General features: G+C 49.3%; 11 protein-coding genes. 8 read left to right on the top strand and 3 right to left on the bottom strand.

The annotated features are described in order from the left end of the window. Window positions 1–149: 149 nt before the first annotated feature. The 4 genes from ACXAG2_RS08875 (at window position 150) to ACXAG2_RS08890 (ending at window position 5,909) form a co-directional block, all read left to right on the top strand. A complete protein-coding gene (locus tag ACXAG2_RS08875; RefSeq protein WP_474866229.1) occupies window positions 150–2,981 on the top strand; it encodes a M16 family metallopeptidase in 2,832 nt (943 codons plus the stop codon). 66 nt (window positions 2,982–3,047) lie between these two features. Beyond that, window positions 3,048–4,646: a glutamate--cysteine ligase gene (gene gshA / locus ACXAG2_RS08880; RefSeq protein ID WP_474844847.1), complete on the top strand. Its 1,599-nt coding sequence runs from the start codon at window positions 3,048–3,050 to the stop codon at window positions 4,644–4,646. A 160-nt stretch (window positions 4,647–4,806) separates the two neighbouring features. Continuing rightward, window positions 4,807–5,400 carry a transglycosylase SLT domain-containing protein gene (locus ACXAG2_RS08885; RefSeq protein ID WP_474866232.1) on the top strand — a complete coding sequence of 198 codons (594 nt, stop codon included), beginning with the start codon at window positions 4,807–4,809 and terminating at the stop codon, window positions 5,398–5,400. Between the two features lie 395 nt (window positions 5,401–5,795). Next, complete coding sequence (locus ACXAG2_RS08890) at window positions 5,796–5,909, top strand: DUF3149 domain-containing protein (protein WP_442858453.1); 114 nt, start codon at window positions 5,796–5,798, stop codon at window positions 5,907–5,909. A 4-nt stretch (window positions 5,910–5,913) separates the two neighbouring features. Here ACXAG2_RS08890 and smrB read toward each other — a convergent pair whose 3' ends face one another. Continuing rightward, complete coding sequence (gene smrB, locus ACXAG2_RS08895) at window positions 5,914–6,480, bottom strand: endonuclease SmrB (protein ID WP_232373506.1); 567 nt, start codon at window positions 6,478–6,480, stop codon at window positions 5,914–5,916. 124 nt (window positions 6,481–6,604) lie between these two features. Here smrB and prmB point away from each other — a divergent pair, with 124 nt between their 5' ends. The 4 genes from prmB (at window position 6,605) to ACXAG2_RS08915 (ending at window position 11,373) form a co-directional block, all read left to right on the top strand. After that, window positions 6,605–7,543 (top strand): 50S ribosomal protein L3 N(5)-glutamine methyltransferase, encoded by a 939-nt coding sequence (gene prmB / locus ACXAG2_RS08900; protein ID WP_119500664.1) that lies wholly within the window; start codon window positions 6,605–6,607, stop codon window positions 7,541–7,543. A 5-nt stretch (window positions 7,544–7,548) separates the two neighbouring features. Then, window positions 7,549–8,652 carry a chorismate synthase gene (gene aroC, locus ACXAG2_RS08905; protein WP_474851090.1) on the top strand — a complete coding sequence of 368 codons (1,104 nt, stop codon included), beginning with the start codon at window positions 7,549–7,551 and terminating at the stop codon, window positions 8,650–8,652. A 39-nt stretch (window positions 8,653–8,691) separates the two neighbouring features. Continuing rightward, window positions 8,692–9,867 (top strand): MFS transporter, encoded by a 1,176-nt coding sequence (locus ACXAG2_RS08910; protein WP_119500666.1) that lies wholly within the window; start codon window positions 8,692–8,694, stop codon window positions 9,865–9,867. Window positions 9,868–10,038: 171 nt separating this feature from the next. Beyond that, a complete protein-coding gene (locus ACXAG2_RS08915) occupies window positions 10,039–11,373 on the top strand; it encodes a serine hydrolase domain-containing protein (RefSeq protein WP_474866085.1) in 1,335 nt (444 codons plus the stop codon). Between the two features lie 66 nt (window positions 11,374–11,439). On the opposite strand, the gene ACXAG2_RS08920 is transcribed toward ACXAG2_RS08915, so the two are convergent. Together ACXAG2_RS08920 and ACXAG2_RS08925 are read right to left on the bottom strand one after the other, a co-directional pair. Further along, the gene (locus ACXAG2_RS08920; protein WP_474866088.1) at window positions 11,440–12,960 is read right to left on the bottom strand and encodes a SpoVR family protein; all 1,521 of its coding nucleotides are present in this window, start codon (window positions 12,958–12,960) and stop codon (window positions 11,440–11,442) included. Window position 12,961: 1 nt separating this feature from the next. Further along, the gene (locus ACXAG2_RS08925; RefSeq protein WP_474866091.1) at window positions 12,962–14,251 is read right to left on the bottom strand and encodes a YeaH/YhbH family protein; all 1,290 of its coding nucleotides are present in this window, start codon (window positions 14,249–14,251) and stop codon (window positions 12,962–12,964) included. Window positions 14,252–14,279: the final 28 nt, after the last annotated feature.

Here is a 14,279-nt window from a genome sequence, read left to right on the forward strand (position 1 = left end):
TACAAAGGGGTTAAGGAGACCTGGGCTTTCTGTGCCAAATTCTGGTAGTCTCAGTAACAATCTGTATTCTGTTCCGGCACAACGGGGCAGACCTGTTTAAGACGGATTGTCTTAACAGTGACGAACTTACAATGAAAAAAGGAAGCCTGATGGCGTTATCTCTGGCCACAAAAGTTTTAGTGTGTGCGAGCGTTGCAGTGTCATTAAGCGGATGTCAGTCTCAGAAGCCTGCTGAGCAGACAACCGTTGCGGTGCAGGAGCAGCAAGTCCATATCCCTTACGAAAAATATACGCTGGATAACGGTCTTACCGTTATTTTGCATGAGGACCATTCCGATCCACTGGTACACGTGGATGTGACGTATCACGTAGGCAGTGCGCGGGAAGATGTCGGTAAGTCCGGCTTTGCCCACTTCTTCGAACATATGATGTTCCAGGGCTCAGAGCATGTTGCTGATGAAGAACACTTCAGGATCATCACTGAAGCCGGAGGTACTCTTAACGGGACCACCAATACAGACCGGACCAACTACTTTGAAAGTGTACCGGCTAATCAGCTTGAAAAAGTACTGTGGCTTGAAGCAGACCGCATGGGCTTTTTGCTGCCGGCGGTAAATCAGACCAAGTTTGAGAACCAGCGCGATACTGTGAAAAATGAGCGGGCGCAGCGGGTGGATAATCAACCCTACGGATTGCGGTCTGAGAAAAATGGTGAAGCCCTGTATCCGGCAGGCCATCCTTATTCCTGGTCTACCATCGGCTATGTGGAAGATCTCGACCGGGTTGATGTAAACGATCTGAAAGCCTTCTTTAAGCGCTGGTATGGTCCTAACAATGCCGTGCTGACCATTGGTGGCGACATAGATGTCGCGCAGACCAGAGCGTGGGTGGAAAAATATTTTGGCTCGGTGCCCCGTGGTCCTGAGGTGGCAGATCCCGAACCTCAGCCGGTAACCCTGACGGAAGACAGGTACGTGACGCTAGAAGACAAAGTGCATCTGCCTTTACTGCAAATTACGTTTCCAACGGTTTACGCCAGACACCCTGATGAAGCGCCCCTTGATGTACTCGCTGACATTCTCGGCGGCGGTAAAACATCGCTGTTCTATAAAAACCTGGTGAAAGAAGGCGTCGCGGTTCAGGCGGGTGTTTCTCACCCCTGTCGTGAACTGGCCTGCGAGTTTCAGTTACTGGCACTGGCGAACCCGCAGAAGGTAGAAAAGCTTGCTACGCTGAACACGCTGGTTGATGAAACACTGACAGAGTTTGAAACCCGCGGCGTTAATGAAGATGATCTTCAGCGCACCAAAGGCGGGATTGAAGCATCAACCATTTTCGGTCTGCAAAGTGTATCGGGTAAAGTCAGTGCCCTGTCCGGCGGAGAAACCTTTTACGGCCAACCTGACCTGGTTCAGGCTGATCTTGATCGTTACCGTAATGTGACAGCAGAAGACGTTATGCGGGTTTACCGTCAGTATATTAAAGGCAAGCATGCTGTGACGGTGTCTGTGGTACCTAAAGGACATCCGGAAATGGCGGCTGCCCCGCAAAACTTCACGCTTCCGCCCCGTGATATTCCCGGAGCTGATGAGTCCGCCGGTGACGTTGTGACGGCGGAAATTAAAGATTCGTTTGACCGGACTGTGGTACCGGAAGCGGGTCCTGCGCCGACGGTGCATGTGCCTGAGTTCTGGAAAACCAAACTTGCGCCGGGTATCGATATGCTTGGTGTAACCAGCGCAGAAACGCCAACGGTGACACTGACGCTGAATCTGGAAGGCGGCATGCTACTCGATCCGCAGGATAAGGCAGGTCTGGCTTATCTCACGGCTGCGATGATGAACGAATCAACGGAAAATTACTCCAACGAAGCGTTATCAAATGAACTGGCGAAACTGGGCAGCTCGGTAAGCTTCAGCGCGTCCGGCCGTTACACCCAGGTGTCGGTATCGTCGCTGACAAAGAATCTGGATGAAACCATGGCTTTGGTGCAGGAAAAGCTGTTTCATCCTGCATTCAATGAAGAGGATTTCAACCGGCTGAAAGCACGCATGGCGCAAAGTCTGCAGCAAAGTATGCGTAATCCGGATTACCTGGCAAACCGTGCAAAAGAAAAAGTGCTGTACGGAGAAGAAAACCGGGTAAGCCTGCCTGCCTCCGGTACCCTTGAAACGCTGGCTAATATCGAACTGGCTGACATTAAAGACTTCTACAGCAAGTACTACACGCCGTCCCATGCCACTATTGTGGCAGTCAGTGATTTAACGCAGATCCAGATGGCTTCTGCTTTATCTTTCCTGTCAACGTGGCAGCCTGCGGACTACACCATTCCTGTGTTCAGTGATTTTCCTGAGTATGATAAAACACAGATCTTCGTTGTAGATAATCCTCAGGCCGTACAGTCGGTGGTATATCTGGTGAAACGGGCGCTGACCTTCGATGCAACCGGCGATTACTTTCTGGCCCGACTGATGAATTTCCCGCTGGGCGGAGCATTTAACAGCCGCATTAATCTAAATTTGCGGGAAGATAAGGGATATACCTACGGTGCGTCCACGTCTTTCATTGGCGGTAAAACCTTGGGCTGGTTTGAAGCCCATGCAAATGTGACGGCGGCAAATACCGCTGACTCCATCAAAGAAATGATGAAAGAAATTAAGCTGTACAGAGAGCAGGGCATGACGGAAGAAGAACTCCGCTTCATGCAGAACGCCTTTACGCTCAGTGATGCGCTGGAATACGAAACGCCGAACAGCAAGGTAGCATTTCTGCGTCAACTGCTGGCCTACGATCTGGCAGATGATTACCGTGAAACCCAGACCAGCCTTATCAGGAATATGACAACGGACAGGTTGAATGCTGTGGCGCAGCGGGAATTGAATTTGGACGAGATGCAAATTATTGTGGTAGGGGATGCTGAGACACTGGCGCCACAGCTTGCTACACTGGATTTGCCCGTTGTCCCGCTGTCACTGAATTAATTTTTATTGAAATTTGAGGGTTACGCCCCACATCGTGGTGCTGACCCTCCTCTATGGATGAATACATTGACCTCATCAGAGCCAACTTTCTCCCGTCGCCTTGCGGCGATGAACGCGACTGCGTTTTCAAGTGCACTAAAAGACATTAAACATGGCGTCGAACGTGAAGGCCTCCGTATACAGTCCAATGGCCGGCTGGCGGAAACAGCCCATCCTCAGGCTCTGGGTTCGGCACTGACCCACGAGTGTATCACTACCGACTTTTCTGAAGCCTTGCTGGAATTTATTACACCGCCGGTGGCAGACAGTCAGGTAACAGAAACCCAGTTAAGGGACATACACAAATTCGCCAGCGAAAATATGAACGGCGAAATGTTGTGGCCCATGAGCATGCCGTGTTTCATTGATGATGAAAATAAAATTCAGTTGGCTTATTACGGTGAATCTAACGTTGCACAAATGAAGCGCGTGTACCGTATGGGACTTAAAAATCGCTACGGCAGTATGATGCAGGCGATTTCCGGTGTGCATTTTAACTTTTCATTGCCGGATACATTCTGGCAGGCGTGGGCAGAACTCAACGGTGTAGAATATTCTCAGGATCAGGTTTCTGCTGATTATTTCTCGCTGATCCGTAATTACCGTCGTTTCTGCTGGTTGTTGCCGTATCTGTACGGGGCATCGCCGGCGCTGTGTCAGTCCTTCCTGAAAGGGAAGCCGACGACGCTGAATTTTGAAAAAGTCGGTAAAGGCACGGTTTATCTGCCTTATGCGACCTCTTTGCGTATGAGCGATCTGGGTTACACCAACTCAGAGCAGTCAGCTTTGCAAATTTGCTATAACCACATCGATACCTATGTGGAAAAGCTTCGTAGTGCCATGTACACGCCGTCTTCACGGTTCGGCCAGTTTGCCGCCGGTGAGGGCGGGCATTTTCAGCAGTTATCTAAGAATATTCTGCAGATTGAAAATGAACTGTATTCTCCCATTCGTCCCAAGCAGCCCACGCGTTCCATGGAAAAACCTACCGATGCCCTTGTGCGCCGCGGTGTTAACTATGTGGAAGTGCGGGTACTGGATGTGAATCCTTTCTCGCCTGTGGGCATTGACAAAGGCCAGATGGATTTCCTCGATGTCTTCATGCTTTCTTGCCTGCTGACAGACAGCCCTGAAATGACGGCAGAGGAGCTCACCGTTTGCAGGGAGAATATGGATAAAGTGGTTCTGGAAGGACGTAATCCTGACCTGATGCTGGAAAACAAAGACGGCAGTGTTGCCTTCCGCGAATGGTGTGAAGGGCTGTTTGCTGTATTTGAGCAAACGGCAAAAGTGCTTGATAACGCCAACGGAACATCGGCTTACAGCGATGCTGTCAAAGCTGAGTGGCAAAAAGTACTTAATGCTGATGAAACGCCATCCGGTAAAATTCTGGCAACGTTGCTTGAAAATGATATGGATAACGGCGTACTGGGGCTTAATCTGGCTAAGCAGTACGCGGAAGCCTTTAAAGGCTATGAATATCTGCACTATGATTTGAAAGCATTTGAAAAAATGGCCGCTGATTCACTGGCTGCGCAGCACGCTGTTGAGGCGACGGATGAAGTACCTTTTGCAGATTTTATTGCCGGTTATTTCGCAGAACCGATGGCTACACGGGACAGCTGAAGCCTGAATTGACCTTGCCGGGGATAAAAAAATGCCTGGCAAGGGAGCCAGGCATAAGAATGTTCCAGGGAAACACACACATTTATTACCAGAACACTTATTAAGACAGCGGGCAGTGAGAAAGTTCAACAATTCACAACGATTTTTTGCAGGTGCCGGAATTGTACTGCTTTTAAGTGGTATCACCGGTTGTGCCACGTCGCCTCCTCAGGACACCAGTAACATTTGCGAAATCTTTTACGAAAAAGAAGACTGGTATGATGCGGCCGCTGATGCCCGCGATAAATGGGGCGTGCCAATCCATGTTCCTATGGCAATCATGTATCAGGAAAGCTCATTCCGGCATGATGCACTGCCACCAAAACATTATGTATTTTTTGGTCTTATTCCATGGGGGCGGGTCAGTTCCGCTTACGGATATTCTCAGGCTAAAACGGTTACCTGGTCTGACTATGTCAACGAAACCGGCAACAGCTGGGCGGACCGGGATGATTTTGATGACGCCATGGATTTCATGGGCTGGTTTATTTCCAAATCATATAAAATTAATGGTGTATCAAAGTGGGACGGCTATGCCCAGTACCTGAATTACCATGAAGGGTGGCGCGGGTATAAACGCCGTACCTACAACAGTAAGCCCTGGCTGAAAAAGGTGGCCGGAACGGTTAAAGCACGCTCATTGCGTTATGCTACCCAGTTAAAAACCTGCGAAGAAGACTTGCAGAAAAGCTGGTTTTGGAAACTGTTCACATAATGATGATGTGACTGCGTAAGGGGCTGGCATTCTTGGTGAAAAAATACCGGACGCGGCAGTGTTTTCAATACGAAGGACTCAATACGAAGGTTACCGGGAGAGAAAAGAAGTAGGCAGGCGCACCACACACCTGCCTACAATCGACGCTAAGCCAAGACCGTTAATCACCCAACGTCGAACAGGCAGGAACAATATAGTGTAAATGATAATGATTTGCAATATCGTTTTGTGAATTAATTCCTATTTTTTTAAAAAAACCTTTTTGATCTGCATCACGGGTCTTATTTGCATCGACTGTTCCCATTGATTCAGATCACAGATTTACCTGTCGCAGCCATGCACACTAGCACTGTAAAAAGTTATCAATGTTAGGGAGTAATCTGATGTGGCTAACCATGCTTAAAGACCCTGTAGTATGGGGTTCACTTCTGGGTATTTTTATCGTTGTTTTGATGATGTGTTATTACACATGGCTGTTTATGCACAACAGCGCGGGACCGGATAAATAGTTTGTTATTGTTTACTGAGGCCCGGATCAAGGGTTTCGATAAGCACCAGTAACGCGCCTTGCCCGCCATACTCCAGGGGAGCCTGGTGAAACGCTTTGACATGGGGGTGTTGAACCAGGTAGTGAGGCAAGGCGTTTTTTAGTACGCCGGAACCGATGCCATGGACAATGGCAACACAGTCAATAAGCTCTTTGCGCGCGGTATAAATGAGTGCGGATAATTCCAGCTTTACGTTTTCGCGGTTCAGACCGTGTAAATCCAGTACAAGCTCAGGATAGAAATCTCCCCGTCGTAATCGCTTCAAACTATGTGTCGGTTCATTTTCGCGGCAATACCGCATGGGGCCCTGATGGGGCAGGCTGGCCTGATAGACATCTGAAAAGGCAAAACTGGCATCCAGCAGCTTTTGCTGACGGCTGTCCGGGCGGGTGGCGGAATGTAGTCGCTTCGCCGGCACATGACGGCGTTTATGCACAATTTTGTCCTGTGACAGCGGCTTTATACCACTTACCGCTTCCCGGAATAATGACATGTCATTGTCGTCGTCTTCCGGTTTCCACTGATCAGCCAACCATTTTCTCCTGTCTGTTTTAACCTGTGTTCATCTGCACGTCTGTTATCGCGCAATTTGTGTTGGGTGTCATTGCGAGTTTCGGTATGATACCAGCTTTATTTCTGGCGATGTACCACACTCCATGACCGATAAGATTTATTTAGACGAAGCCATCCGTGAACTGCACACCATGCTGGACATGGTGAGATGGTCTGTGAGCCGTTTTAACGATGCACACCTGTACTACGGGCATGGCACTGATAACAGCTGGGATGAAGCTGTTTGCCTGGTAATGCATGCTCTGCATTTGCCACAGGATATTACATCGCAAACCGGTGACGGCTTATTTTCAGCCCGTCTTACCACTTCAGAAAAAGAGAAAGTTGCAGATTTAGTCTTAAAGCGGGTACAAACACGCATGCCGTTGCCGTATATTACCCGTGAGGCATGGTTCTGCGACATGCCTTTTTACGTTGACGAAAGAGTGTTGATCCCCCGTTCACCGTTTGCCGAATTGATCAAAGACCGCTTTTCCGCTTATCTGTCATCTGAGCCGGCCAGTATTCTGGACATGTGCACAGGTGGGGGTTGTATTGCTATTGCGCTGGCCCATACATTTCCTGAAGCTCAGGTGGATGCTGTGGATATTTCCCACGACGCCCTGGAAGTGGCAGATTTCAATATTCAGGAACATCAGTTGGGCGACCGTGTTTTCCCCATTCATTCAGACTTATTTACCAGTCTGGAAGGGCAGCGGTACGACTTAATCGTGTCGAACCCGCCTTATGTCGATGAAGAAGACATGAATGATTTGCCGGACGAATATCAGCATGAGCCTGAATTAGCCCTTGCGGCAGGAGAAGATGGTCTGGATCTGGTTGAGCAGATGCTGAAGCAGGCACCGGTGTATTTAAAAGAAAATGGCTGGATGCTGGTGGAAGTCGGCAACAGTCAGGTGCATATGGCTGAACGTTTTGCCGGGTTAAACGTGGAATGGGTAGCACTTCAACACGGCGGACACGGTATTTTTGCCGTCTCCCGTGCGTCTTTGGTTTCATATCTTAACGGGAAGGAAAGTTAATACAGATGTCTGGTAATAGCTTTGGAAAATTATTCACTGTCACCACATTCGGTGAAAGCCACGGGATTGCAATAGGTGGCGTGGTTGATGGCTGTCCTCCGGGACTGGAAATCTCAGAAGCCGATCTGCAGATTGATTTAGATCGCAGAAAACCCGGCACTTCCCGTTACACCACCGCCCGCCGGGAAGGTGATGAGGTACAAATTTTATCGGGTGTGTTTGAAGGTAAAACCACCGGTACCAGCATTGGCCTGTTGATCCAGAATACCGATCAGCGCAGTGGTGACTATTCCAATATCAAAGACCGTTTCCGTCCCGGTCATGCGGATTACACCTATCATCAAAAATACGGCACGCGGGACTACCGTGGTGGTGGCCGCTCTTCTGCCCGTGAAACAGCTATTCGTGTTGCGGCAGGCGGTATTGCCAAGAAATTCCTGAAAGAGAGCTGCGGCATCGAAATTCATGGCTATCTTTCCCAGCTTGGACCGGTAAAAGTGGAGACCGTTGATCACAGCGTGACAAACACCAATCCGTTTTTCTGTCCTGACGAAAGTAAGCTGGACGAATTAGACCAGTACATGCGTGACCTGAAAAAATCAGGCGACTCTATCGGTGCGAAAGTCTCGGTAGTGGCGACGGGAATGCCTGTAGGGTTAGGCGAGCCGGTTTTCGACCGTCTCGATGCTGACATTGCCAGTGCCATGATGGGCATTAACGCGGTGAAAGGCGTTGAGATTGGCGATGGTTTCGGTGTGATAGAACAAAAGGGCAGTGAGCACCGCGATACGCTGACACCGGATGGCTTCAGCAGCAACCACGCCGGTGGTGTGCTGGGTGGCATTTCCAGTGGCCAGGATCTGGTTGTGCACATGGCGCTTAAGCCAACGTCCAGTATTTCAGTGCCCGGTAAAACCATTGATGTGGACGGCAACGAAATCGATATCGTGACGAAAGGTCGCCATGACCCGTGCGTAGGTATCCGTGCTGTGCCCATTGCTGAAGCAATGCTGGCGATTGTGTTAATGGATCACGTGCTGCGCCACCGCGCACAGAATGCCGGTATCACGTCCGGCACCCCTGTCATTCCGGGCAACTCTGCGAAATAAGCGCCTCTCTTTGAACAATTCTAATCTGTGGTGCGTGTTATGAATGCTCATTCGCGCACCAATATCATTCTGCTTGCGGTTACCTACTGGTTGTATTTTGGTCAGCTTGGTGTACTCACGCCTTATTTAGGCATTTTTCTTGATGGCCGCGGGTTTACCTCGTCAGACATCGGTGAATTGTGGGCAGTGATTACCTTATCCCGTATTGTCGGTCCGTCTCTGTGGGCCAGTGTGGCGGACAAAACCGGTAAAGCGGTAAATGTTGTCCGCCTGGGTTGCCTGTTGTCTGTGGTGTGTTTTACATCTGTATTCTGGTTTAGCAGTTTCTGGGGACTCACGCTGGCTTTCGGGTTAATGATGATGTTCTGGACGGCGGTGTTGCCTCAACTTGAGGTGATCACCATTCAGTCAGTAAAACCCACCCGGATAAGTTATGGCCAGGTTCGTCTGTGGGGCAGTATCGGTTTTATAGTACTTACTGTGTCCACAGGAAAAGCGCTGGATATCTTTTCCTCAGAGGCGCCGGTGTATGCCAGTTTATTTGTGCTGACCGGGTTGTTTCTGGCTTCTCTGTTTATTCGTCAGCCGGACAAAGTGCCGTCTAAGGATGAAGAAACCGGTACGCTGTGGCAAATTGCCCGCAACAGAACCTTTTTGTTATTTCTGGCCTCCGCCGCTTTATTGCAGGTAAGTTTTGGGGCTTATTACGGATTCTTTGCTCTGTACATGCGTGATCTCGATTACAGCGGTCAGCAAACCGGTATGCTCATCGCCATTGGCGTTGTGGCTGAAATCGGTATTTTCCTGATCGCCCGCAGACTGATTGCCAGAGTGGGTGTGTGGCAATTGTTATTGTGGTGTATGGTGTTAACAGCAGGCAGATGGTACGCGCTGGCGGCGTGGGCAGAGCATGGCGTGGTTGTGGTGATCAGTCAGCTTATTCATGCGTTGAGCTTTGGCCTGGCGCATGTTACTGCTATGCACTTCATCACTCACTTTTTCCCGTCCCGTTTCCAGAGTCGCGGTCAGGCCCTGTACGTCAGTATTGCTTTCGGTATGGGCGGAGCGCTGGGCAACTATGTGGCAGGTCAGTTGTGGGACCAGGGTGTTCATGCTTATGAAACCTTTGCCTTTGCTGCCGGTGCGGCATTCCTGGGCGCTGTTTGTCTGCTGTTTTGCCATCGTCCGACAATTAATACACAGGGCGCATCCTAGCGTCCCTGTGCTTTTTTGCCACTATCCCCGTTGATGACAATTTGTTGCATTTAAAATAGCCATAAAGGTTGAAATACGTCTGTAAATCCCTCAGTGTAGATTGCACCTGGCGGTGAAATTTGTGTCATTCTGACTCTGATCATCGCCGTAATTTCTGGCAAGGGAGTGCATATGAAAAGGGTTTTTGTTTTACTGCTGGCTTTCGCTGCGTGGGGCGTCTGTGCACAGGGTTTTGACAGTGCAAAACTGGACAAATACTTCGCGTTACTGGAAAAAGAAGACAAGGCGATGCTGAGTGTAGCGATTGTTGATGGCGGTGAGCCCGTTTATCAACGCTCCATTGGCTTTGCTGATGTCGCCTCTGGCCGTAAAGCCGGAGCGGATACGCAGTATCGCGTGGGCTCGATCACCAAAGTGTTTACCGCAGTGATGATTTTTCAATTAATTGAAGAAGAAAAACTGAGCCTTGATACACCCCTCTCCACGTTCTTCCCAGATATTAAAAATGCCGGTGTTATCACTATCGGCATGTTGCTGAGTCATCGCAGCGGCCTGCACAATTTCACAAATTTACCGGCATACCGCTCATACATGACATCTCCCCGGAGTAAGGCTGAGATGCTGTCTGTGTTTGAAGCGCTGGACGCTGATTTCCCGCCAGGTACAGACACCCGTTATTCCAATACTGGTTATGTTTTGCTGGGGTATATCATTGAAGAGCTGGGGAACGACAGTTATGCCAGCCAGCTGCAAAGGCGTATTGTCAAAAAGGCGGGATTAAAGCGTACGGCTTACGGTGATGCCATTGACGTTGAGCAGGGGCAGGCTAATTCGTATTACTATGACGGTGGCTGGCAGCCGGCTACAGAAACAAACATGAGTGTGCCTCATGGTGCCGGTGCAGTTATTTCCACGCCCACAGACGTAGCGACATTCCTGACGGCATTGTTTGAAGGCAAATTAGTATCATCGTCATCACTGGATATGATGAAGAGGGTGCAGAAAGGGTTGGGCCACGGGTTGTTTCCGTTTCCTTTCTACGAAAGAACTTTGTGGGGCCACAACGGCAGTATTGACGGTTTTGCTTCCCAATCCGGCTATTTTGAGATGGGGAACGTAGGGTTTGCATTAACTGCAAACGGTGTGAATTACACCCTGAATGAAATCAGTGTTGCGGTGCTGAGTATTTACTTCGGACTGCCTTATGAGTTACCGGATTTTTCAAAAGAACCTGTGACGTTAAGTGAGTCGCAACTGTCCACTTACGAGGGGACATACAGATCGGATGCTATTCCTCTTAAAATCACGCTGACGGTCAAAGACGGGATATTAATGGCGCAAGCCACAGGCCAGAATGCCTTTCCGCTGACAGCGTTTTCGCCAACGGAGTTTCAGTTTGAGCCTGCCGGTATTGTGATGATGTTCAAATCATCCGGTAAAGAAAATGAGAAGCCCGCCTTTGACTTATTGCAGGGCGGCGGGAAATATCCATTCGTCAGAGAATAAGGTTCGCCGGGTGTCAGTAGATTAAGCGCAGCAGACAGACTTTCATCAGCCTGCTGCAGGCGCATATCAGGCGGCGTTAGCGGGGCGGGTGCAGCTTGCAATTACTTCTGCGCCTTCTACTCCATCCTGTTCTAAAAACACATCAAATTTCCACAGGCGGAATAAATGCCGCATGACTTCTTCTTTCGATTCTGCCAGCGGAATGCCCCGTTGCGGAATGTACCGCAGCGTCAGGGAGCGGTCGCCCCGGACATCTACGTTGTATACCTGAATATTGGGTTCCAGGTTACTCAGGTTGTACTGAGCAGACAATTTCTCGCGGATCTTCAAATATCCCTGTTCATCATGAATGGCACTGACACTGACAAAATTATCGCGTGCATCATCTTCAATGGCGAACAGCTTAAAGTCCCGTATGAGCTTGGGAGACAAAAACTGGCTGATGAAACTTTCATCTTTAAAGTTATGCATGGCAAAATGCACCGTTTCAAGCCAGTCTTTTCCGGCAACATCCGGTAAGTAGTATTTATCCTCCGCCGTGGGGTTCTGGCACACTCGTTTGATGTCCATGAACATATTGAAACCCAGGGCATAAGGGTTAATGCCGGAATAGTAAGGGCTGTTATATTCAGGCTGCATTACCACGCCGCTGTGGCTGTGCAGAAATTCCATCATAAAGCGGTCAGTGACCAGTCCTTCATCGTACATCTGATTCAGAATATGATAGTGCCAGAAGCAAGCCCAGCCTTCGTTCATTACCTGAGTTTGTTTTTGCGGATAAAAATACTGGGAGACTTTACGCACAATTCTCACCAGTTCCCGCTGCCAGGGCTCAAGCAGGGGGGCATTTTTCTCTATAAAATAAAGCAGGTTTTCCTGAGGTTCTGACGGAAAACGCTGTTGTTTCGGTTTTTCACTGGCGTGGGCGTCGGGCAGGGTACGCCACAGTTCATTTACCTGAGATTGCAGATATTTCTCCCGCTGCTCCTGTCTGGCCTGTTCTTCCTGCATAGATATTTTTTGCGGGCGTTTGTACCTGTCTACACCGTAATTCATCAGGGCGTGGCAGGAGTCCAGAATACTCTCTACTTCATCGGTGCCATAGCGTTGCTCGCATTTGGCGATGTAGTTTTTGGCAAACACCAGGTAATCGATAATAGAGCTGGCATCCGTCCACGTCTGAAACAGATAGTTGCCTTTAAAAAAGGAATTATGACCGTAACAGGCATGGGCCATGACCAGTGCCTGCATGGTGATGGTATTTTCTTCCATCAAATACGCAATGCAAGGGTCGGAATTGATAACAATTTCATAGGCCAGTCCCATCTGGCCGCGACGATAATTTTGCTCGGTTTGAATGAATTTTTTGCCAAAAGACCAGTGCGCATAATTAATGGGCATACCAATGCTGGCATAGGCATCCATCATTTGCTCAGCAGTAATGACCTCAATTTGATTCGGGTAAGTATCCAGTTTGAAATTTTTGGCGATACGATCGATATGGCTTTCGTACTGCTCAAGCATATCGAAAGTCCAGTCCGGACCGTCACTCAAAGGGGTCTTAGCCCGCTTCGTCGTTTTTGCCATACTATCCTCCCGGGGCTGCTTCCTGTTCCGACTTTTTAAAGAGTTCGCGGAATACAGGGAAAATATCGCTGACACTCTGAATGTGTTTGCAGACAAAGTTATCGCAACTGTTCTCGACCTGCTGGTATTCCCGCCACAGGCTCTGATGTTGCCGTTCTGTTATTTCGATATAAGCAAAATAGCGGGTTGCCGGTAGCAACTCCTTCATGAGTATTTGTTTGCATTGCGGCGAATCATCGGCCCAGTTATCACCATCCGATGCCTGTGCAGCATAGATATTCCAGTCGCTCTCTGTATACCGCTCTTTGATGATTTCATCCATAAGCTTCAGCGCGCTGGACACAATGGTACCGCCGGTTTCCTGTGAGTAGAAAAACTCCTGTTCGTCAACTTCTTTGGCCTGAGTGTGGTGACGGATATACACCACTTCAACGTTCTCGTAGGCGCGGGTAAGAAACAGGTACAGCAAAATGTAAAACCGTTTTGCCATGTCCTTGGTTGCCTGATCCATTGAGCCGGATACATCCATCAGGCAAAACATCACCGCCTTGCTGGTGGGCACCGGGCGCCGGTCATAGTTTTTGAAGCGTAAATCAAACGTATCAATAAATGGCACTCTGGCAATTTTTTGTTTCAACGCTGATATTTCTTTTTCAAGCTCCATGATGGCCAGCGCATTGTCATGCTTGTCAGCTTTCAGGGCTTTAAGTTGTGCTTCTTTCTCGCGGAGTTTTTTCCGGTCACTGCCGGTCAGCGCGATTCGTCTTGCAACTGAACCTTTCAGCGAACGGACGATGTCCAGGTTACTGGGGACACCATCAGTCTGATAGCCGGCACGATAGGTTTCGTACTGCACCACCTTATCAAACTGATTCTTTTTAAGATTGGGAAGGGCGAGATCGTCAAATAATAAATCAAGGTATTCATCTTTGGAAATTGAGAATACAAATTCGTCCTGGCCTTCGCCACTGTCACTGGCATCACCTTCGCCCTGTCCTTGTCCGCCGCCCCCGCCGGGAGGACGTTCAATTTTGTCCCCGGCCGTGAACTGATCATTGCCGGGGTGAACGATGGTGCGCTGGCCGCCCTGGCCGGTATGAAATACCGGCTCTTTGATGTCACGTGCGGGAATACTGATCTGCTCGCCGGTCTCCAAATCGGTGACTGAACGCTGGCCGACCGCATCGGATACCGCCCGCTTTATCTGCTGCTTGTAGCGGCGTAAAAAGCGTTGACGGTTTACCGTGCTCTTTCCCTTACTGTTTAACCTTCGGTCGATAAAATGCGCCATAGATACCTACTATTTGGTTGCAACAACA

The organism is Alteromonas sp. ABH4_456, from assembly GCF_056160645.1.